The following is a 20,799-nucleotide window of genomic DNA, read 5'->3' as shown; positions in this document are numbered from 1 at the left end:
TCTCGGCACCCGCACGACCGTGGTCCCGCTACGCTCGCCCGGTGATCGATCTGGGGCGGACCGCGGAGGCGTGGCGGCGGTGCGACGTCGTGGTCCGGGACTCGCCGTTCGGGCTGCTGGTGGCCGTCGCGTCGCTCCTGCCGGGCCTGCACGACAAGGGCACGCAGGTGGGCGACCTGCCCGCCCGGCCCTTGGACGCGGTCGCTCTGGTGGCGATCGCCCTGGAGTGCCTGCCGCTCGCCGTCCGGCGGCGGTGGCCGGCGGTGTGCCTCGCGCTGGTGTCGGCCGGCTTCGTGCTCGACCAGCTGCGGGGCTACCACCTGTTCGCGAGCAACGTGCTGCCCGTCGCGCTCATCAGCGCGGGCGCCCATCTGGAGCGGTTCCGGCGCGCCGCCGTGGTCCTCCTCTCCCTGGCGTACGTGCCGCTGGCCCTCGCGCTCGACCGGCTCGGCGCGGACGAACGGGTGGAGGGGTACGTGGTGTTCTACCTGGCGCTGGCCCTCACCTGGGGCATCGGGGCCCGGCTGCGTTCCGCCCGCGCCGCCGAGGAGGAACGCCGCCGCCACGTCGCCGAGGCCACCCGCGCCGCCGAACGCACCCGGATCGCCCGCGAGCTGCACGACGTCGTGACGCATCACGTGACGGCGATGGTGGTGCAGGCCGAGGCCGCCCGCTACCTGACCGCCGTCCCCGAACGTCTCGACGCGACGCTGAACGCCGTCACCGACACCGGCCGGCGGGCCATCGCCGACCTGCGGCACATGCTCGACCTGCTCAAGGCCGACCACGACCCCGACGGCCTGCCGTCCGCCGCCGACCTGCACACCCTCGTGGAGCGGACCCGCCGGGCGGGGCAGCCGGTGGAGTTCGCCGAGGAGGGCAGCCGGGCGGAATCGGCGGGCAGCGCCGAGTTCGTCACCTATAGGGTCGTCCAGGAGGCCCTGACGAACGCCCTGAAACACGCCCACGGCAGCCCGACCGCGGTCCAGGTGCGCTACGGCGAGAAGGAGATCAGCGTGGTGGTCAGCACCCACGGCACCGGCTCCCGCGCCGCCGCTCCCGGCGGGAGCGGGCGGGGCCTGGCCGGGCTCCGCGAGCGGGTGGACGCCCTCGGCGGCGAGTTCAGCGCCGGCCGGCAGGCGGGCGGCGCCTTCGTGGTGCGGGCTCGCGTCCCCGCGGGCGGCCCGGCGTGAGCGCGCCGATCCGGGTCCTGGTCTGCGACGACCAGGCGCTGATCCGCACCGGCTTTGCGACGATCATCGACGCCCAGCCCGACCTGGAGGTCGTGGGGGAGTGCGGCGACGGCCGCGCCGCCGTGGACCTCGCCCGCCGGCTGCGCCCCGACCTCGTCGTCATGGACGTGCGCATGCCGGTGCTCGGCGGCATCGAGGCCACCCGGCTGCTGGCCGGCGCGGGGGTCGACGACCCGGTCAAGGTGCTCGTGGTGACCACGTTCAACCTCGACGAGTACGTCTACGAGGCGCTGCGCGCGGGGGCCAGCGGGTTCCTGCTCAAGGATGCCCCGCCGGCGCAGCTCCTGCACGGCATCCGCACCGTCGCCTCGGGCGCCGCGCTGCTGGCCCCCGAGGTGACGCGCCGGCTGGTCGGCCGGTACGCGGCCCGCATCCGTCCCGCCCGGCCGCCGTCCGGGGAGACCGCGCTGACCCCGCGCGAGCTGGAGGTGCTGCGTCTCATCGCCGACGGCCGGTCCAACAGCGAGATCGCCGCCACGCTGGTGATCAGCCAGGAGACCGTCAAGACGTACGTGTCACGCATCCTGGCCAAACTCGGCCTGCGGGACCGCGTGCAGGCGGTGGTCTACGCCTACCGCCGGGGCCTGGCGACCTGACGCCTCACAACGGCGCGGAGTCGAGGGGGATCGGGCGGAACATCTCCGGCTCGTCCTCGGGGGTCAGGGCCGTCGGCCCGAAGATCCAGTCGACGAACGCGTAGTCATGGACGTCGCGCTCCCGCAGCAGGGCGTTGCGCTGCAGTCTCCGGACGCCCTCCAGATGCCACAACGCGCCCCACGCCCTTGCCGTGCCGACCACCCGGCGGCAGTGCTCGGGCCGTACCGCCTCGTAGGCGGCCAGCGCCCGGTCCCAGTCCACGTCCGTGCGGCCCTCGGCACGCTGGGCGGCGACGTGCTCGCCGAGCACCCAGCCGTCCTCGATCGCCATGATCGCGCCCTGCGCCATGTACTGCAGCGGCGGGTGCGCGGCGTCGCCGAGCAGCGCGATCCGCCCGGTGACCCAGGTCATGATCGGGTCGCGGTCGAACATCCGCCACCACCGGTCGCGCCACATCAGCGGCAGGCCCTGCTGGACCTGGTCGCAGGTGCCCTCGAACGCCGCGTCCAGCTCGTCGGGGGTGCCCCAGTCGTCCTCGCCGGCCAGCGCCTTCGGCGACTCGAAGACGGCGACCTGGTTGAACGTCTCCGCCCCCCGCAGCGGGTACTGCACGAAGTGGCAACGCGGCCCGACGTACACGACGACGTCCTTGTCGTGCACGTCGTTGCCGGCGACCTGCTCGAACGGCACCGCGCAGCGGTAGGCGACATATCCGGAGTTCACCGGCTCGTCCTGGACCAGCAGCTCGCGGGCGATCGAGTGCAGGCCGTCGGCGGCGATCACCACGTCCGCCTCGTCCACGACGCCGTCGGCGAAGCGCACGCGGGCGCCGCCGTCGACGTTCTCGTACCACGTGCAGCGGGCGTCGGTGAGCAGCTCGACGCCCGCCCGCTCGCAGGCGCGGAGCAGGATGCCGTGCAGGTCGCTGCGGTGGATCACCAGGTAGGGGTAGCCGTAGCGGCGTTCGACGTCGCGCAGGTCGAGCCGGGTCAGCTCGGCGGCGTCCAGGGCGTCCTTCATGACCATGGTCTCGGGCAGCACGCCGAGCGCGGACGCCTCGGCCAGCAGGCCGTAACGGTCCAGGATGCGGGTGCAGTTCGGGGCGAGCTGCAGGCCCGCGCCGACCTCGCCGAACGACGAGGCCTGCTCGTACACCCGGACCCGCAGGCCCTGGCGGACCAGGGCGAGGGCGGCGGACAGGCCGCCGATGCCGCCCCCGACGACGATCACGTCGGCACGGGTGGAGGGGAGGGTGCCCATCAGATCTTCCTTCTCGTCACAGCCACGGGGGCAGGGTCGGTGGGCGTCCGCCGCCGGCGGCGGTCACTCCGCCCGCCGGGCGTCCGGCCAGGTAGGCGGTCACGTCGGGCAGCGACCCCTCGACGTCGGGCACCGCGCCGGGGCCGCGCTTGGCGCGGATGTCCTCCCGCAGCTCCCGCAGGAAGCCGTCGGGAAGGTCGGCGAAGGTGAGCCCGGTCCCCAGGTCCACCGCGTGCACCATGACCTCCCGGCTGCGCATCCAGGGGATCTCGCTCGCCGGCACGGTCCGGCCCTGCGCGGTCACCACCTCGGCCCGCCACGCCTCCTCGGGCAGTGCCGCCATGGCGGTGGCCAGGGTCGCGGCCGACTCGGTGAACCACCGGACCAGCTCGCCGGCCTCCAGCAGCGAGCCCCGCTCGATCCCGGCGGCGCGGGCCTGCGGCGAGGCGTACATCGGGGTCGGCTCGCCGGTGCGCGCCCAGCGGACCAGGTTGCCGATCGCCTCGGCGTTCGCCGCCAGGTGCGCCACGACGTGCCTGCGCGTCCAGCCGGGCAGGGCCGACGCGGCGTCGTACTCCCGCTCGGACAGACCGGCGATCGCCGACGCGCACAGGCCGGTGCCCGTCTCGACCCACGCGAGCGTGGTGGCGAGGTCGCGCGCCATCACTCGCCCTCGCCGACCACGCGGTTCTCCAGCCTGCCCAGCCCCTCGATCTCGGTCACGACGAGCTCGCCGCCGCGCAGGAAGACCGGCGGCTTGCGGGCGTGGCCGACGCCGCCCGGCGTGCCGGTCGCGATCACGTCGCCCGGGTTGAGCCGGACCATCGTCGAGACGTAGCGGACCAGGTGGACCGGGTCGAAGAGCAGGTCGCCGGTGTTGTCCGACTGCATCACCCGGCCGTCGACCTCGCATCGGACGTCGAGCGCCGGTCGCGGGCCGGTCTCGTCCGCGGTGACCAGGAACGGGCCGATCGGGGTGGTGGAGTCCCAGTTCTTGCCCTGCAGCCACTCCCGGGTGCGGAACTGCCAGTCCCGGCAGGTGACGTCGTTGAGCACGGTGAACCCCGCGATCGCGGCGATCGCCTGCTCCTCGTCCGCCCGCCGCACCGGCCGGCCGATGACCACGGCGAGCTCGGCCTCCCAGTCGAACTGGTCGGTCTCCGCCGGACGCCGGATGTCGTCCGAGGCGCCGATCAGGGTGTCGGCGAACTTGGCGAACAGCGTCGGGTACTCGGGCAGGTCGCGGCCCATCTCCTTGATGTGGTTCTGGTAGTTCAGCCCCACGCAGACGACCTTGCTCGGCCGCGGCACGACCGGGGCGAGGTCGGCTTCGGTGAGTGGGCGACGCGGGCCGTCGGCCGCCGCGGCGCCCTCCAGGCCGCCGGGCGCGGCCAGCACCGCGCCGACGTCGGCCGGGCCCACCTCGACGAGCTCGTCTCCCTCGACGCGGACGGCGGCGGTGCGGTGGTCGTCCAGACGGACGGTGGCGAGCTTCATCGGCTGTTCTCCTCGGTGTGGCTGCGGTACAGGCCGAGCCTGGTGAAGATCGGGGCGTCGCTGAACTGGAACAGGTCGAGCGCGCCGGAGTCGGAGTCGGAGGCCGACGCCTCCGAGTGGATCGACAGCGGTTGCCAGGACGGCACCACGAACAGGTCGCCGCGGCTCACCCGCCACGACCGGTCGCCGACGGTGACCCGGCCGGACCCGTCGAAGACCTGGTAGACCGACGAGCCGGTCTCCCGGTGCGGCGCGGTCTCCACGCCCGTCGTGATCCGGTGGAACTGCGCCCGGATCGTCGGGAGCACGTCGCCGGCGGTCGTCGGGTCGACGTAGCGGACCAGGGCGTGGCCGGGCTCGACCGTGCCCGCGTGCCCCTCCCGCTCCAGCGCGAGCTGGTCGGCCAGCGCGGCGTCGGTGTCGGTCCAGCGGTAGCAGAGCAACGGCGTGCCCTCGTGCCGGCGGAGCTGGGAGACCGGCGCCAGGCCGGGGTGCCCCCAGAGCCGTTCGGCGCGCGAACGGTCGGGGGTGGCGTGCTCCTCCTCGGTGAGGGTGTCCCGGCCGAAGTCGAAGAACTGCGCCTCGACGCCGTACTGGAACGGGATGTCGAGCCCGTCGATCCAGGCCATGGGCGTGTCGGCCGCGTTGTGGTGGGCGTGCCAGTGCAGGCCGGGCTGGGGGAGGAAGTCGCCGCGGCGCATCGGCACCGGGTCGCGCTCGACCACGGTCCACACCCCCTCGCCCTCGACGACGAAGCGGAAGGCGTTCTGGCTGTGCCGGTGCTCGGGCGCGTTCTCGCCCGGCATCAGGTACTGGATCGCGGCCCACAGGGTCGGCGTCGCGTACGGCTTGCCGCCCAGGCTGGGGTTGGCCAGCGCGATCGCCCGGCGCTCGCCGCCGCGGCCGACCGGGACCAGTTCACCGGCGCGGCCGGCGAGGTCGAGCAGCGTGCCCCACTCCCACCGGTGCGGCTGCGCGCTGGAGCGCGGGTGCGGCGGCATCAGGTCGCCGATCTCCGTCCACAACGGGACGAGCAGCGCCTTCTCGAAGCCTCGGTAGAGGTCCTCCAGCTCGGGGCTGAGCGAGGGCTGGTCCGGCCGGTCCACGGCGGCGATCTTGACCGGCGAGCCGCCGGCGTTCACGTGGGGCATGGCCCCGACTATCCGCGCAGGCGGCCGGGCTGGAAAAGAGGATTCTGCACAGCGGAATTCATGTGCCAGGATCGGTTCCATGGCGAAGCCCATGAAGACCCCGCCGGCCTACGCGCCCACCAGCGTCGACCATGCCCTGCGGCTCGCGCAGATCCTCCAGCTCGACGGGGTGATCACCGTCTCGGCCGCCGCCGAACGGCTCGGCGTGGCCCGCTCCACGGCCCACCGGCTGCTGACCGCGCTGGTGTACCGCGATTTCGCGGTGCAGAACGACGACCGCAGCTACCGGGTGGGCCCGGTCCTCGCGCTGGCCGAGCGCGCGCAGTCCGACGTCGGCGCGCTGCGGGCGGCGGCGCTCGGCGAGATGCGGGCGCTGGTGGACCGGATCGACGAGACGGTGAACCTCAGCATCCGCACCGGCCGCAACGTGCGCTTCATCGCCTCGGTCGAGTGCGGGCAGGCCCTGCGGGTGGGCAGCCGGGAAGGGATGGTCTTCCCGGCCCACCAGGCCACCGGCGGCCTGGTGGCGCTGGCGGCCCTCTCGGACGCGGAGCTGGCGCAGCTCTACGCCGCCGACGACCGGGGTGACCCGGCCGAGGAGCTGCCCGACCTGGTGCGGCTGCGGCGGGACCTGCGGTCCGTACGGCACAGCGGGGTCGCGCTCAACCTGGAGCGCACCGAGCGGGGTGTGGTAGCGGTGGGATGCCCGGTGAAGGGCCGCGACGGCGCGACCGGCGCGGCGCTGTCGATCTCGATGCCCAGCGTCCGCTACTCCCCGAAGGAGATCAAACCCCTCGTCACCGCGCTCACGGCCGCGGCCGACGCGATCAGCCGCGCCCTCTGAACCGCCCGCCCGCACGGCGTGTCCCGCTGCGCGGCCCGTTCACCGGAGGAGGTCGCGCCGGGTGAGCGTGCTGCCGAGCGCGGCCGCCGCCGCGCGCACCGCGGCCACGTGCCCCTCGGGCCGGAACCGGCCGGTGGGGCCGGCCACGCTGATCGCGGCGAGCGGCTCGTCGGCGCGCCCCAGCACCGGCGCGGCGACGCACACCAGCCCGACGGCCGACTCCTCCGCCTCGAAGGCGACGCCGGTCTCGGTGACGCGCCGCAACTGGCCGCGCAGGATGCTCGGCGCGACGACGGTGTGCGGCGTACGCCGTTCCAGCGGCCCGGTCAGCACCTCGCGCCGCAGGTCGGGCCCGGCGTAGGCGAGCAACGCCTTGCCGATCGCGGTGCAGTGGAGCGGCATCCGGCCGCCTGTGCGCGAGGGCGCCCTGGCCTGGCGGTGGCCGCCGATCTTGGCGACGTAGACGACGTCGTGCCCCTCGCGCACGCCGAGGTGCACGGTCTCGTGGGTGCGCTCGTAGAGGTCCTGGAGGAACGGCATCGCCAGTTCGAGCAGGCTGCGTTCGAGCGAGGCGAGCATGCCGAGCTCGAACAGGCCGCGGCTGAGCCGGTAGCCGCCGTCGGCGCGGTCGAGCAGGCGGTTGGCGACCAGATCGCCCGACAGCCGGTGGACGGTCGCCTTGTGCAGGCCGGTACGCCGCACCAGCTCGGCGAGGCTGACGACCCGGTCGTCGGGCCGGAAGGCGCGCAGGATCGTCACCGCCTTGCCCAGCACGGTGTCGAGGTCGGCCCGGTCGGTCACCCGCACAGCGTATCGCTGAACGAGACGATGTGCTGGTTGGAGCGGCATCCTGCCTGCACAGTGGGGGGATGAACGAAACCAACGGGCCCGCCGCCGCGAGCCCGTCCGACATCGCCGCCGCGGTCGAGCGGCTGGCCGGCGCCGCCGCGTCCGGCGTGCCGTGCGCCCCCGTGCGGGATCTGATCGGCCGCGACGACCTGGCCGCCGCGTACGCCGTCCAGGCCGCGCTGGCCGCCGCCCGCCTGGCCGGCGGTGCGCGGGTCACCGGGCGCAAGATCGGCCTGACGTCGGAGGCGGTGCAACGCCAGCTCGGCGTCGACCAGCCCGACCTGGGCGTGCTGTTCGAGGACATGGCCTACGCCGACGGCGACGCGATCCCGGTCGGCCGGATCCTCCAGCCGCGGGCCGAGGCGGAGATCGCGTTCGTGCTCGGCGCCGACCTGGACGACGGCCCACTCGACGCCCCCCAGGTCCGCGCCGCGATCGAGTACGCCGTCGCCGCGCTGGAGATCTGCGGCAGCCGGATCGCCGGGTGGGACATCTCCTTCGGCGACACGGTCGCCGACAACGCCTCCACGGGCGCCTACGTCCTCGGGACGGAACGCCGCACCCTCGGCGAGTTCGACCCGGTGGACGTCGTGATGTCGATGAGCATCGGCGGCGCGGAGGTCTCCACCGGCACCGGCGCGGCCTGCCTGGGCGACCCGATCGAGGCGGTCGTGTGGCTGGCCCGCATGGCTCGCGACCTCGGCGAGCCGCTGCGCGCGGGCCAGGTCGTCCTGTCCGGCGCGCTCGGCCCGATGCGGCCGGTCGCCGCCGGCGACATCGTCACCGCCACCCTGTCCGGCCTCGGCACGGTGACGGTCCGCTTCACCGAAGGAGCAGCAGCATGAGCAGGACGAAGGTCGCGATCATCGGCTCGGGCAACATCGGCACCGACCTGATGATCAAGGTGTTGCGCGGGGCGGGTCATCTGGAGATGGGCGCCATGGTCGGCATCGACCCCGCGTCCGACGGTCTGGCCCGCGCCGCCCGGATGGGCGTCCCGACGACGGCCGAGGGCGTCGACGGGCTGATCGCGCTGCCGGGCTTCGACGAGATCGGGATCGTCTTCGACGCCACCTCGGCCAAGGCGCACGAGGTGAACGCCGCCAAGCTGCTCCCGCTCGGCAAGCGGCTGATCGACCTGACCCCGGCGGCGATCGGCCCCTACGTCGTCCCCGCCGTCAACCTCGACGAGCACCTCGACGCGCCCGACGTGAACATGGTCACCTGCGGCGGCCAGGCCACGATCCCGATCGTCGCCGCCGTCAGCCGGGTGGCGCCCGTCGAGTACGCCGAGATCGTCGCCTCCATCGCCTCGAAGTCGGCCGGGCCGGGCACCCGGGCCAACATCGACGAGTTCACCGAGACCACCTCGGCCGCCATCGAGCAGATCGGCGGGGCGCGCCGCGGCAAGGCGATCATCATCCTCAACCCCGCCGACCCGCCGCTGATCATGCGGGACACCGTCCTGTGCCTCGTCGCGGCGCCCGATCCGGCCACGCACGAGGAGATCCGCCTGTCGGTCGAGAAGATGGTCGCCGACGTCGCCGCCTACGTCCCCGGCTACCGGCTCAAGCAGCAGGTGCAGATCACCGAGGTGCCCGCCGACCAGCCGGTGGAGACGCTCCTGGCCGCCGGCGCGACGCGGCCCACCCACCAGGTGTCGGTGTTCCTCGAGGTCGAGGGCGCCGCGCACTATCTCCCGGCTTACGCCGGCAACCTCGACATCATGACCTCCGCCGGCCTGCGGGTCGCGGAACGCATCGCCGCACGGAAGGCGGGCCTTCGATGAGCACCCCGATCTTCGTCCAGGACGTCACCCTGCGCGACGGCATGCACGCCGTCCGCCACCGCATCGGCCTGGAGGACGTCAAGCGCATCGTCACGGCGCTGGACCGGGCCGGCGTCGACGCGATCGAGGTCGCGCACGGCGACGGCCTGGCCGGCGGCTCGCTCAACTACGGCCCCGGCTCGCACACGGACTGGGCGTGGATCGAGGCGGCGGCGTCGGTGCTGCAGAACGCCCGCCTGACCACGCTGCTGCTGCCGGGCGTCGGCACCGTCCACGAGCTGAGGCGCGCCTACGAGCTCGGCGTGCGGTCCGTCCGGGTCGCCACGCACTGCACCGAGGCCGACATCTCCGCCCAGCACATCGCCGCGGCCCGTGAGATCGGCATGGACGTGTCCGGGTTCCTGATGCTCTCCCACATGGCCCCGCCCGAGGAGCTGGCCCGGCAGGCCAAGCTCATGGAGTCCTACGGCGCGCACTGCGTCTACGTCACCGACTCCGGCGGCCGGCTCACCATGAACGACGTGGCCGCGCGGGTCCGCGCGTACCGCGACGTGCTCGACGCCGGGACCGAGATCGGCATCCACGCCCACGAGAACCTCTCGCTGTCGGTCGCCAACTCCGTCGTCGCGGTCGAGAACGGCGTCTACCGGGTCGACGCGTCGCTGGCCGGTCACGGCGCGGGCGCGGGCAACTGCCCCTTGGAGGCGTTCGTCGCGGTCGCCGACCTGTCGGGCTTCGAGCACCGGTGCGACCTGTTCCAGCTCCAGGACGCCGCGGACGACATCGTCCGCCCGCTGCAGGACCGTCCGGTGCGGGTCGACCGGGAGACGCTCACCCTGGGGTACGCCGGCGTCTACTCGTCGTTCCTGCGGCACGCGGAGGCCGCCGCCGCGCGGTACGGCGTCGACGTGCGCGGCATCCTGATGGAGTGCGGCCGCCGCCGGCTGGTCGGCGGTCAGGAGGACATGATCGTCGACATCGCCCTCACGCTCGCCGCCGGGCGCGAGCAGCAGTCCGCCTGACCGTCAGCCGCCGGGCACGCCCCGGCGGCCGGCGATGAGCGACTCGCCGATCCCCGTCAGGGCGTCGGCGAGCTGCTCCATGAACTCCTGGATCGGTTTGCCGTCCCCGGACTGGAGCGAGACGAAGGCGCCGTCGAATCCGGCCATGCCGAAGTGGGCGAGGGCGTCCGCGACCGCCTCCGCGGCCTCCTCGCCCGCGCCGGCGAACGACGAGCGGATCATGTGCCGCATGAGGTCGCGGCCCTCGCCGCGGACGTCGATGACGGTCCGCATCGCCTCCGGGGCCTCGGCGGCCTCGTTGCTCATCACCAGCACCAGCAGCAGGCGGAGGAACTCCTCGCGGTGCACGAAGACCTCGCCGGTCCTGCGCAGGTACCAGCCCAGGCGTTCGCGGGGGGTGCCGCCCGCCGGCGGGTCGCGGTGGGCCTCGCGCATGGCCTCGAAGAAGCCCCGCGCCCCCTGGGCCATGACGGCCGACAGCAGCCCCGCCTTGGACTCGAAGTGGTGGTAGAAGGCGCTCTTGGGCAGGCCCGTCTCCTTCACGAGCGTCGAGATCGACGTCCCGGCGTAGCCGCGCACGGACATCACCCGGGCGGCCGCGTCGAGGATCTCCTGCCGGGACCGGCGGCCGCGGCTGTTTCCGGTGTGCGCCTCCCGCGCCGACTTCTCCACCAGCCGAATTCTAGGGACCCCGGAACAGCGGCCCGTCCGGCGGTCCGGATAACCGGTTCGTGAACAGGTCTTGACACGTCGCCGCAGGTCGTTGTTAGTCTCCTCACAATTGGACCGAACGTTTGGTCCAAAAGTGCCGCATCGGATCCCCTGCGGCCGAGAACGGAGTCAGCGCATGACCGGCAGCTACGACACGGACGTCGCGATCGTCGGGTACGGCCCGACCGGCGTGATCGCCGCCCTCACCCTCGCCAGGTACGGCGTGTCCGCCGTCGCCCTGGAACGGGACACGGACATCTACCCCCGGGCACGGGCCGTGACCGTCAACGACTGGACGATGCGGATCTTCCAGGACCTGGGCATCGACGAGCGGATCGAGAAGAAGATCGACCCCCAGCGGGCCCTGCGCTGGGTCACCTACGGTGGCCAGGAGATCATGCGGATCGAGCATCCGCCCTCGACGCTGGGCCGCAAGGCGCGCTTCTACAACATCTACCAGCCGACGATGGAGGCCGAGCTGCGCGCGGCCGCGCAGGAGCACGGCGACCGCATCACCGTCCACTACGGCGCCGACGTCACGGGGATCGCCCAGGACGCCGACGGCGTCACCGTCACCTCCACGGACACCGCCACCGGCCAGGCGCGCACGACCCGCGCCCGGTACGCGATCGCCGCCGACGGCGGGACCAGCACGATCCGCGGCGAGGTGGGCTGCCGCCTGCTGGGCGACACCAACGACGTCACCTGGGTGGTCATCGACTGCCGCGTCAAGCGCTGGTGGCCCGACCGGGACTTCCTGACGTTCTGGTCGGACAAGGAGCGGCCGGTCGTCGACATCGCGCTGTCCGCCGGCAACCACCGGTGGGAGATCCCGCTCAAGCCGGAGGAGTCCCCCGCGGACTACCCGACCAGCGCCGAGGTCTGGCCGCTGCTGAAGGCGCTGGGCGTCACCGAGCAGGACGTCGAGATCCACCGGCACGCCTTCTACAAGCACCACGTCCGGATGTGCGACACCTGGCGCCAGGGCCGGGTGTTCCTGGCCGGGGACGCGGCCCACCTCATGCCGCCGTGGGCCGGCGCCGGGATGCAGTCCGGCATGCGCGACGCCCACAACCTGGGCTGGAAGCTCGCCCGCGTGCTCAAGGGCGAGCTGCCCGAGAGCTGGCTGGACACCTACGAAGCCGAGCGGCGTCCGAACACCGCCTTCTACACCGGGCTCGCCGTCCAGCTCGGACGGGTCATCAAGCAGGAACTGTCCGAGGAGGAGCAGGCCGCGATGAACGCCGTCCCCCAGGACACGGTCACCCCGTACGAGCCGCCGCTCACCGCCCCGCCCGTGCTCGAAGGCGGCTGGATCAGGGGGCCGCTGGGCGACGCCAGCATCGTCGGCCGGATGGTCCCGCAGCCGGTCACCGGCGACGCCACGGGCCGGATGGCCCGCCTGGACGACCTGCTCGGCGACGGCTTCGTGCTGCTCGGCGACGACGTCGACCCGGCGACCCTGCTGACGGCGGAGGAGAGGGCCGGCTGGGACGCGCTCGGCGCCCGCTACCTCGCCGTCCGGCCGAAGACGGCCTACACGCAGGGGCCGGAGGAGCTGGTCGACCTTGACGAGATCCTGCTGCCCTGGCTGCGCAGGTACGGCGCCCGCGCCGTGGCGGTCCGTCCCGACAAGTTCGTCGCCGCGGCCGACGTCAGCGGCCTGGCCGTGCCCGCCTGAATCGGTTACCTGAGAGGAGAAGAGAGATGTCCGGAGTCAAGGAGCTCGGTTACGTCGTCTACGAGGTCAGCGACCTCGCCGACTGGGAGCACTTCGCCGTCGAGCTGCTGGGGATGCGCTTCGGCGAGAAGACCGACGGCGGCTTCACCCTGCGCACCGACGAGAAGGCACACCGCTGGATCGTCACCGGCGGCCCCGCCGACGACCTGGTGGCCACCGGCTACGAGGTCTCGGACGCCGCCGCCCTGGACGCCCTGGTGGACAAGGTCCGCGCGGCCGGCGTCGAGGTCACCCAGGGCGACGACGCGCTCGCCGCCGCCCGCAAGGTGGAGCGGGTCTTCGTCACCGCCGACCCCATGGGCAACCGGGTCGAGCTGGTCACCGGCCTGGCCGACGCCGCCACGCCGTTCGAGTCGCCGAAGCTGCTCGGCGGGTTCGTGACGGGCGCCGGGGGCGCGGGCCACCAGGTGCTGCTGGCGCACGGCGTCTCGCGGGAGGAGTACCTGCACTTCTACATCGACCTGCTCGGCTTCAAGGTCAGCGACGTCATCGTCGAGGAGCTGGCCCCCGGCGTGGTCGCCGACCTGATCTTCCTGCACTGCAACGGCCGCCACCACACCGTGGCCTTCGGCGACCTGCCCTCGCCCAAGAAGACCCATCACTTCATGGTCGAGGTGACCGACATCCGCGACGTGGGCCTGGCCTACGACCGGTGCATGGACGCCAGGCAGCCGTTCGAGATGACGCTCGGCATGCATCCGAACGACCACATGTTCAGCTTCTACGTCCACACCCCCTCGGGCTTCAGCGTCGAGTACGGCTGGGGCGGACTGATCATCGACGACGCGACGTGGGAGGTGAAGACGCTCGACAAGCTGCACAGCTGGGGCCACCGCCCCCCGGGTGTCGTCGCCGGACTGCTGGCCGCCGCGCCCGAGCCGAACGGGGAGGACCACTGATGGCACTCGACGCCAAGGACATCGCGCGCACCGTTCAGACCAAGGACTGGAAGCTGCGCTACTACGAGGCGGGCTCCGGCCATCCGGTCGTGCTGCTGCACGGCAGCGGGCCGGGCGCCACGGGATGGAGCAACTTCGCCGGCAACATCGAGGCGCTGGCCGAGCACTTCCACGTCTACGCCGTCGACATGCCCGGCTGGGGCGAGTCGGACCCGGCGACCGTCGACCGGCTCGACCACGTGGAGGCGGCGATCCAGTTCCTGGACGCCCTCGGCATCGAGCAGGCCGCGTTCGTCGGCAACTCGATGGGCGGGCAGACCTCGCTGCGGCTGGCCACCGAGCACCCCGGCCGGATCTCGCACCTGATCACCATGGGGCCCCCGGTCGGCCGGATCCCCACGCTGTTCGGCGCCGGCGACGGGCCGTCCGAGGGCCTGAAGGTGCTGATCGAGGCCTACCGGGACGCGAGCCCGGAGAACATGCGCCGACTCGTCGAGATCATGGTCTACGACAAGGCGCGGTTCGCCACCCCCGAGCTGTGCCAGGCCCGTTCGGACGCCGCGCTCGCCCGCCCCGACCACCTGCGCAACTACGTGGACGGCCTGCCGAAGGGCGCCCCGCTGCCCAAGTGGGTGAAGCCGGAGTCGCTGCCGGGGATCCAGGTGCCGACCCTGCTGATCCACGGCCGCGACGACCGCGTCGTGTCGTTCGAGACCTCCCTGTACCTGCTGGCCAACATCCCGGACAGCCGGCTGGTGCTGCTCAACCGCTGCGGGCACTGGGCGATGATCGAGCACGCCGACGAGTTCAACCGGCTGGTCGCCGACTTCATCGCGAACAACTGACCCCCGGGGGGCGTGGGCCGCTACTTGCCCGCGCCCAGGGTGAGGCCGGCGATGATGCGGCGGGCCAGCACGAGGTAGAGCGCCAGCATGGGCAGCACGACGATCGCGACGCCCGCGATCAGCCCGCCGTACTCCGACTGGTAGGTGGCCGCGCCGTAGAAGGTGAACAGGGCGCGGGCCAGGGTGAAGCCGTCGTTCTGCTGGATGAACACGATGGCCAGCAGGGTCTCGTTCCACAGGCCGATGGCGTTGAGTATCAGCGCGGTGACCAGGCCGCCGCGGGCCAGCGGCAGCGTGATCGAGACGAACGTGCGCAGCGGCGACGCGCCGTCGAGGGCCGCCGCCTCCTCCGTCTCCTCGGGCAGGGTGCGGAAGAAGCCGGTCAGCAGGAACACCGTGAACGGCACCGACAGGGCCACGTAGAGCAGGTACAGGCCGAACAGGCTGTCGGTCAGCCCGAGGTCGGCCAGGCCGACGAAGAGCGGGATGATCACGGTCTGCACCGGGACGCCCATGCCGAGCGCGAGGAACCCGGTCAGCGGCCCCGAGCCGCGCACGCCGAACCGGCTGAGCGCGTAGGCGGCGGGCGCGGAGACCACCACGATCGACACCGAGGCCGCCGCCACCAGCACGACCGTGACCAGGAAGGCATGCCCGAACTCGGCCTGGTTCCAGGCGTAGAGGTAGTTGCGGAACGGGTTCCCCCGCGCGAACCAGGTACGCGGCAGGCCGAACGGGTCGCGGAAGATCTCCAGCGGGGTCTTGAACGACGCCGCGACCAGCCAGTACAGCAGCAGCACGTTGAGCCCGGTGAACAGCCAGACGGCCGTCCTGCCGACGGTCCTGAGCATCAGAACTCGAGCCTTTCCCTGCGCATCACCCTGCGCAGCGCGGTCACCAGCACCGTCACCAGGACGATCATCACGACCGCGCAGGCGCAGGCGGCGCCGTACTCCGGCGTGCCCCGGGTGCCGAAGGAGCGGTCGTAGACGTAGACGGCCAGCGTCCAGGTCCTGCTGGGCGGCGAGTAGGTGCCGGGGCCGGCGAGCACGAACACCATCTCGAAGATCTTCACCGCGCCGATCGTCCAGAGCACGCCGGCGATGCCCACCACGTCCCAGGTCAGCGGCAGGGTGACGGCGCGGAACTGCTGCCAGGGGGAGGCCCCGCACAGTTCGGCGTCCTCGTACAGGTAGGGCGGGATGCGGTCCACGGCGGCCATCATGATGGTGATGTAGAAGCCCGCGCTCGCCCACACCAGCGCCCCCATCACCACCCAGGTGACGTTCTCCGGCCGCAGGAACCGGGCCGCGGGCAGGCCGAACGACTCCAGCAGGAAGTTGGCCAGCCCCTGCCGCCCCGGGTGGTACGTGAACACGAACCCGAAGAACATGCCCAGCGCGACCGGCGCGACGATGTTGGGGAAGAATAGGATCGCCCGGATCGTCTTCGAGGCCCGCATGCCGCGCAGCACCATCGTGAACAGGAACGCGAACACGAACGTGCCGGCCCCGCCGGCCACGATGTAACCGAGCGTGTTGACGAAGGCGTCGCGGAACGACTCGCTGCCCAGCAGCCTGCCGTACTGCTCCAGGCCGACGAAGGTGACCGGGCCCGCACCCGACCAGCGGGTGAAGCCGAGCACGACGGTCACCACGGCCGGGCCGACGAGGAAGACGACGTAGAGCGCGATGGCGGGCAGCGTGAACGGCCAGAACAGCCGCCGCCGGTGGCGCAGATGGGGGGTGACGGCGGCGGGCAGGGCGCGCCTGCCCGCGGCCAGGGTCTGTGCCATCAGCCCTGTGTCCTCCAGAACGCGGCGGTCGCCGTGGCCAGCTCGGCCACGAACGCGGCGGGCGTCAGCCTGCCCTTGAGCAGGGCGTCGTCGGCCGGGTAGAACACCTGCTCGGCGAACTTGCCGCCGGCGACGCCGTCCAGCCCGTCCATGAACAGGGTGTGCTTCTTCGCCGGGTCCTCCAGGGCGGCCTTGAGGTCGGCGAGGTCGGACGGGACCGGCAGGTCGGTCCGCGGGGTGAGGCTGTCGGCGACCGCGGGCAGCCCGGCGAGCAGGTCGCGGGTGAGGAAGTAGGCGATGAACGCCTTGGCCGCCTCGGGATGCCTGGCCTTGGCGGTGACGCCGAACGCCACCTGCTGCACCTCGATGACGTCGTGGGTGGCGCCGTCCGGCATGGGGAACTGGAAGGAGCCGTAGTCGATGTCCTGGCCGCCGCCCTGCTTGGCCAGGTACTCGCGGGTCTCGGTCGGCCCCCAGCTGCCCATGAACAGGTAGGAGGCGTCGCCGTCGGCCCAGCGCTGCTGGATCTGCGGGAACTTGCCGGCGTCCCAGCCGTCGACCAGGTGGCCGGCGATCCTGGCGGTGTGCTCGGCGGCCCGCAGGAAGCCCGGATCGCTCTTCCAGAGCTGCCCGGTGCGGTCCTGGGCGGCTTCGGCCAGCCCGCCGGGGCCGACGTACCGGGCGGCGAGCTGGTCGAAGTACCAGGCGGCGTAGTAGCCGATGTCGCCGTCGAGCGCGACGGACCGGCCGCCGAACAGCGCGTACAGGTCGTCCATGCTCCTGGGCGGCCTGAGGTCCGGGAGCTTCTTGCGGTCGTACCACCAGGCGTTGCCCATGACGATGTACGGCACCGCGAACGGCCTGCCCGCCGCGTCCCTGATCGCCGGGCTGTCCCGGTAGACGGCGGGCAGCACGTCGCGGACCACGCCGTCGCCGGTCCGCATCGCCAGCACGTCGTCGAGGGGACGGGTGCCGCCGGCCGCGGTGATCGCCGTCCTGATGTTGGTGAGGTCCTGGTCGAACAGGTCCGGAACGGTCTCGGTGTTGAGCGCGGGCAGCAGGTTCTGCCGCAGGTAGGCGCGGCCCAGCCACTGGACGGTGACCTTGACGCCGGTCTTCCTGGTGAAGCAGTCGGCGGCGAGCCGCAGGACCTTGCCCTGCGGCTCGTCCTTGGTCCACATCGACCAGTAGGTCAGCTCCTTGTCCGTGACCGGCCTGGTGCCGGGCTCCGGGCAGGCGGTGCTGAAGTACGCGGCCGCGGTGGGCAGCGAGAACTCCTCCCCGGCGGGGGCGGCCGGGCCGCCGCAGGCGGTCAACGCCAGCGCGAGGAGCGCGATGGACGTCCTTCTCATCTGTGCTCCTGGAAGACTTCCAGCTCGGCGAGCTGCATGTGGTAGGGGGCGGTGCGCTGGGCGGTCCCCACGACCCTGACGTGCCGGGCCGTGACGGGCGCGAAGGAGAAGGTCTGCGCCGACGCGTCCGGCCGCGGGTGGCCGGTCCTGGCGGCGACCGTCGTCCAGGTGGAGCCGTCGGCCGAGACCTGGATCGTGAAGTCCACGGGGAAGCCGTCGCCGGTGTTCTCGCCGTCCGACCTGGCGTAGAGGTCCACCCGGGAGATCCTGCTCGGGCCGCCGAGGTCGACGGCCGCCCATTCGGTACGGCCGGCCACGCCCGGCTGGCTGCTCCAGCCCATCGAGTACCAGAGCGCCGAGCGGGAGCCGTCGGTGAGATCGGCCCGCAGCCACCCCTCGTCGAGGTACTCGACCGAGCTGGACGCGGTCACCGGGCGGCCCGCCGCGAGGTTGCCGCCGGCGACCTCGATCTCGGCCAGTTGCATGTGGTAGTGGCCGAGCTGGTCGGTGCCGAGGTTCGTGCCGGTCACCCTGACGTGGCGGACGTCGGCGGTCGCGAAGGGGAACGACTGCGCCCCCGCGCCGGGCCTGGGGAAGCCGGTCCTGGTGGCGACCGTCGTCCAGGACGACCCGTCGGCCGAGACCTGGACCGTGAAGTCCACCGGGAAGCCGAGGCCGGTGTTCGCGCCGTCGGAGCGGGGATAGAGGTCCACCCTGCTCAGCGGCCTGACGCCGCCGAGATCGAGTTGCAGCCATTCGGTATGGTTCGTCCCCATGTTCGCGGCCGAGCTGCTCCAGCCGACGCCGGTACGGGTGCCGTCCACGGCGGCGGCGGTGGTCCAGCCGTCGCCCTCGTAGGAGCTGGACGCCGTGACGGTGCGGCCCTCGGCCGGGTCGGTCTCCGGGTTGACCCGTACGTTGTCGAAGCGGGCGCTCGCGCCGCCGGTCACCAGGGCCAGCCCGCCCACCGGGTAGGCGTCGTCGGCGACGGTGAGGACCTTCCTCGCCCCGGCGAACACGGTGAGGGTCCCGCCGCGGGCGGCCACCCGCAGCCTGGTCCACTGGCCGGGGACGTACCCCGGCACGGCGGCGGAGCCGAGCTGGACGCCGCTGCGGTAGACGAACACCTGGCCGTTGTCGCGCAGCGCGACCAGGTAGCCGGTGTCCATGTCGGTGGCGTTGAGGTTGCGGACCATGAGGCCGGCCCAGTTGGTGCTGCCGCCGCTCGGGTTCACCCCCGTGATCCGCACGTCCGCGCCGGCCACCACGTCACGGTAGGCGCGGCCCTCCAGGGCGGCGGTGACGCCCCAGTTGGCGGAGGCGTCGGACTGGACGTACTCCCCGCCCGTCACCGACCAGGCGCCCGCGCTGTGCCGCCAGCTCGTCTCGCCCGTGCTGAAGTCGTCGGCGTAGGGGAAGCGCAGGTCGGGGCCCGGCGCGACGAGCGCGTCGAGGATCTGCCGGTGCCGGTTGTCGACCTCGGCGCCGCTCTGCTCGTAGGAGATCGAGTCGGTGACCAGGGTGTTGGCGATGGCCCGCGCGGTGACCGGCTTGGTCCTGGCCAGCAGGTTCAGCAGCTCCACGTCCTCCAGGCCGTCGAGCTGTGCCTCGCTGCGCACGCTGTCGTAGATGTCGTAGGCCGCCTTGTTGGGCCTGACCAGCCAGTTGTCGCCGGTCTGCCAGTCGTCGAAGGTGTCGGAGGGCCGGTTGAGGTCGCTGAAGTCCCACCAGAAGTTCCAGCCCCAGTGCAGGTAGCCGGTCCCGCCGATCTTCCAGGTGAGCCAGGGGGTGAGCCGGGTGGAGGCCAGGCGGTAGGAGATGAAGCGGTTCATCCGCCTGTCCTGCGGGACGATGCAGTTGTAGAGCCACAGGTCCGCGCCGCTCAGGCGACGGCGCTGGTAGTAGGCGACGTTCCCGTCGTACAGGCCGGTGTACGGCGTCGCGGTCGTGAGGTCCTCCTCCATCGCGGGCAGCACGGCCAGATGGGCCTCGTTGGTCAGCGGGCGGGGGAAGTACTGGCGGTACCTGGCGTAGAGCCACTTGGCCGCCCTGACCTGGTTGGCGGTGGACGGCTCGTCCAGCGCGCTCATGTAGAACAGGTCCGTCCAGCCCTTGGCGTCCAGGTGGGCCTTGAGGGCGGGGAGGAGCTGGGTGAGGTAGGCGTTGGTCTCGGCCGTGTCGGGGTCGGCCAGGACCCGCTGGACGACACCGCCCACCTTCTTGATCATGTCCAGCTTGACGACGTCGCCCGGCAGGCCCTCCAGCAGGTGGGGGGTGTAGATGTACTGCATCGCCCCCGCGTCGGCGAAGGTCTGCACGAACCTGTCGAACGTCGTCCAGCCGAAGGTGTACGTGCCCGCGGCGTCCACGGTCGTGTCGGGGATGAGCAGGGCCTGGAAGTCGGCGAAGATCACGTTGTTGCGGTGCCTGGCGTGGTTGGCCGCGATGTTCTGGATGACCCGCCACCAGCCGGCGTCGTACATCTGCACGCCGTACTGGGCGGGAATGGCCCTGATCGTGCCGTTGTAGTCCCAGCCCGCCGAGGTGAACCAGTTGTTCATCTTGAACGTCGACCGGTCGGTGGGCGGGATCGTGATGTCGTAGACCGTGACGGTGACGTCGAGTGTGACGTCGCCGCCGTCGCTCCTGACGGTGGCGGTGCCCGCGTACGTGCCGGGCGGCTGTGCGGCGGGCACCCGCACGCTGTAGTGGTAGGGCAGCGTGACGTTCGCCGCCACCGACTGCGGGGTGTTCTCCACCAGCGCGTCGTAGTAGGCGGTGCCGCCGTCCGGCGGGTTCTGGTAGACGCCGATCTTGGAGACGTGCGGGTGGTTGTACTCGCGCCTGACGGTGACGGCGGAGGCCGGGATCACCGCGCCGCCCGGACCGTTCAGCGCGCCGGCCGTGACCTGCACGCCGGTGGCGGAGGCGGACGGCCTGACCAGGATCTGGGCGGCCTCGCTCTCGCCGCGGGCCGCCCGCAGCGCGATCGAGGCCGGGGCGCCGGACGGACGGGTGGTCGAGGAGAACGCGCGGTCGGCGGCGCTCTGCACCCAGACCGACAGGACGGCCGCCCGGGCGGGCACGGCCACGAACAAGGAAGCGAAGAGGACGGATAACGCGACGAGCGGGACGGGTTTGACGGCCATTGGGCGGCTCCTCACTGAGGTCCCCGAAACCTGGCGGTAAAACGT

Annotated in this window: 19 protein-coding genes; 9 read left to right on the top strand and 10 right to left on the bottom strand. The window is 72.5% G+C overall.

Going from position 1 to position 20,799, the window contains the following annotated elements; genetic code table 11:
- Positions 1-41: 41 nt before the first annotated feature.
- Positions 42-1,193 (top strand): histidine kinase, encoded by a 1,152-nt coding sequence (locus tag ABZ459_RS44370; protein WP_357984561.1) that lies wholly within the window; start codon positions 42-44, stop codon positions 1,191-1,193.
- Positions 1,190-1,849 (top strand): response regulator transcription factor, encoded by a 660-nt coding sequence (locus ABZ459_RS44365; RefSeq protein ID WP_357984558.1) that lies wholly within the window; start codon positions 1,190-1,192, stop codon positions 1,847-1,849. The genes ABZ459_RS44370 and ABZ459_RS44365 overlap by 4 nt, the downstream gene beginning before the upstream one ends.
- Positions 1,850-1,853: 4 nt before the next feature.
- On the opposite strand, the gene ABZ459_RS44360 is transcribed toward ABZ459_RS44365, so the two are convergent.
- Genes ABZ459_RS44360 through ABZ459_RS44345 form a run of 4 tightly spaced genes read right to left on the bottom strand, consistent with a single transcriptional unit; the run spans position 1,854 to position 5,758 of the window.
- On the bottom strand, positions 1,854-3,110 hold the full coding sequence (locus ABZ459_RS44360; RefSeq protein WP_357984555.1) for an FAD-dependent monooxygenase: 1,257 nt from the start codon (positions 3,108-3,110) through the stop codon (positions 1,854-1,856).
- Between the two features lie 16 nt (positions 3,111-3,126).
- Positions 3,127-3,774, bottom strand: coding sequence for a maleylpyruvate isomerase family mycothiol-dependent enzyme (locus ABZ459_RS44355; RefSeq protein ID WP_357984552.1), 648 nt, complete (start codon positions 3,772-3,774; stop codon positions 3,127-3,129).
- Positions 3,774-4,607 (bottom strand): fumarylacetoacetate hydrolase family protein, encoded by an 834-nt coding sequence (locus ABZ459_RS44350; protein ID WP_357984550.1) that lies wholly within the window; start codon positions 4,605-4,607, stop codon positions 3,774-3,776. The genes ABZ459_RS44355 and ABZ459_RS44350 overlap by 1 nt, the downstream gene beginning before the upstream one ends.
- Positions 4,604-5,758 carry a cupin domain-containing protein gene (locus tag ABZ459_RS44345; protein ID WP_357984547.1) on the bottom strand — a complete coding sequence of 385 codons (1,155 nt, stop codon included), beginning with the start codon at positions 5,756-5,758 and terminating at the stop codon, positions 4,604-4,606. The genes ABZ459_RS44350 and ABZ459_RS44345 overlap by 4 nt, the downstream gene beginning before the upstream one ends.
- A 79-nt stretch (positions 5,759-5,837) precedes the next feature.
- On the opposite strand from ABZ459_RS44345, the gene ABZ459_RS44340 reads away from it, so the two are divergent.
- On the top strand, positions 5,838-6,602 hold the full coding sequence (locus ABZ459_RS44340; protein ID WP_357984544.1) for an IclR family transcriptional regulator: 765 nt from the start codon (positions 5,838-5,840) through the stop codon (positions 6,600-6,602).
- A gap of 39 nt (positions 6,603-6,641) precedes the next feature.
- Here ABZ459_RS44340 and ABZ459_RS44335 read toward each other — a convergent pair whose 3' ends face one another.
- Positions 6,642-7,403 (bottom strand): IclR family transcriptional regulator, encoded by a 762-nt coding sequence (locus tag ABZ459_RS44335; protein WP_357984541.1) that lies wholly within the window; start codon positions 7,401-7,403, stop codon positions 6,642-6,644.
- Between the two features lie 68 nt (positions 7,404-7,471).
- On the opposite strand from ABZ459_RS44335, the gene ABZ459_RS44330 reads away from it, so the two are divergent.
- The 3 genes from ABZ459_RS44330 to dmpG are packed head-to-tail and all read left to right on the top strand — an operon-like array spanning position 7,472 to position 10,262.
- Complete coding sequence (locus tag ABZ459_RS44330) at positions 7,472-8,296, top strand: fumarylacetoacetate hydrolase family protein (RefSeq protein WP_357984538.1); 825 nt, start codon at positions 7,472-7,474, stop codon at positions 8,294-8,296.
- Positions 8,293-9,240: an acetaldehyde dehydrogenase (acetylating) gene (locus ABZ459_RS44325; RefSeq protein WP_357984535.1), complete on the top strand. Its 948-nt coding sequence runs from the start codon at positions 8,293-8,295 to the stop codon at positions 9,238-9,240. Before ABZ459_RS44330 ends, ABZ459_RS44325 begins: the two co-directional genes overlap by 4 nt.
- Entirely contained in the window at positions 9,237-10,262 is a 1,026-nt protein-coding gene (gene dmpG, locus ABZ459_RS44320) for a 4-hydroxy-2-oxovalerate aldolase (protein ID WP_357984533.1), read from the top strand. The genes ABZ459_RS44325 and dmpG overlap by 4 nt, the downstream gene beginning before the upstream one ends.
- A gap of 3 nt (positions 10,263-10,265) precedes the next feature.
- Here dmpG and ABZ459_RS44315 read toward each other — a convergent pair whose 3' ends face one another.
- Complete coding sequence (locus ABZ459_RS44315; RefSeq protein WP_357984530.1) at positions 10,266-10,934, bottom strand: TetR/AcrR family transcriptional regulator; 669 nt, start codon at positions 10,932-10,934, stop codon at positions 10,266-10,268.
- Between the two features lie 175 nt (positions 10,935-11,109).
- On the opposite strand from ABZ459_RS44315, the gene ABZ459_RS44310 reads away from it, so the two are divergent.
- The 3 genes from ABZ459_RS44310 to ABZ459_RS44300 are packed head-to-tail and all read left to right on the top strand — an operon-like array spanning position 11,110 to position 14,458.
- A complete protein-coding gene (locus ABZ459_RS44310; RefSeq protein ID WP_357984527.1) occupies positions 11,110-12,654 on the top strand; it encodes a bifunctional 3-(3-hydroxy-phenyl)propionate/3-hydroxycinnamic acid hydroxylase in 1,545 nt (514 codons plus the stop codon).
- A 26-nt stretch (positions 12,655-12,680) separates the two neighbouring features.
- On the top strand, positions 12,681-13,613 hold the full coding sequence (locus ABZ459_RS44305; protein WP_357984524.1) for a VOC family protein: 933 nt from the start codon (positions 12,681-12,683) through the stop codon (positions 13,611-13,613).
- Entirely contained in the window at positions 13,613-14,458 is an 846-nt protein-coding gene (locus ABZ459_RS44300) for an alpha/beta hydrolase (protein ID WP_357984521.1), read from the top strand. The genes ABZ459_RS44305 and ABZ459_RS44300 overlap by 1 nt, the downstream gene beginning before the upstream one ends.
- A gap of 20 nt (positions 14,459-14,478) precedes the next feature.
- On the opposite strand, the gene ABZ459_RS44295 is transcribed toward ABZ459_RS44300, so the two are convergent.
- From ABZ459_RS44295 to ABZ459_RS44280, 4 genes are read right to left on the bottom strand one after another with little or no spacing between them, the layout of a single operon-like run.
- Positions 14,479-15,309 carry a carbohydrate ABC transporter permease gene (locus ABZ459_RS44295; protein WP_357984518.1) on the bottom strand — a complete coding sequence of 277 codons (831 nt, stop codon included), beginning with the start codon at positions 15,307-15,309 and terminating at the stop codon, positions 14,479-14,481.
- Positions 15,309-16,253: a sugar ABC transporter permease gene (locus ABZ459_RS44290; protein WP_357984514.1), complete on the bottom strand. Its 945-nt coding sequence runs from the start codon at positions 16,251-16,253 to the stop codon at positions 15,309-15,311. Before ABZ459_RS44290 ends, ABZ459_RS44295 begins: the two co-directional genes overlap by 1 nt.
- Complete coding sequence (locus ABZ459_RS44285; protein WP_357984511.1) at positions 16,253-17,605, bottom strand: ABC transporter substrate-binding protein; 1,353 nt, start codon at positions 17,603-17,605, stop codon at positions 16,253-16,255. The genes ABZ459_RS44290 and ABZ459_RS44285 overlap by 1 nt, the downstream gene beginning before the upstream one ends.
- Positions 17,602-20,754, bottom strand: coding sequence for a discoidin domain-containing protein (locus tag ABZ459_RS44280; RefSeq protein WP_357984508.1), 3,153 nt, complete (start codon positions 20,752-20,754; stop codon positions 17,602-17,604). Before ABZ459_RS44280 ends, ABZ459_RS44285 begins: the two co-directional genes overlap by 4 nt.
- Positions 20,755-20,799 lie beyond the last annotated feature (45 nt).

The organism is Nonomuraea sp. NPDC005692, assembly GCF_040631115.1.
Lineage (GTDB): Bacteria > Actinomycetota > Actinomycetes > Streptosporangiales > Streptosporangiaceae > Nonomuraea.
Note: the sequence above shows the minus strand (reverse complement) of the source record. Positions and strands in the feature narration are given on the sequence as shown.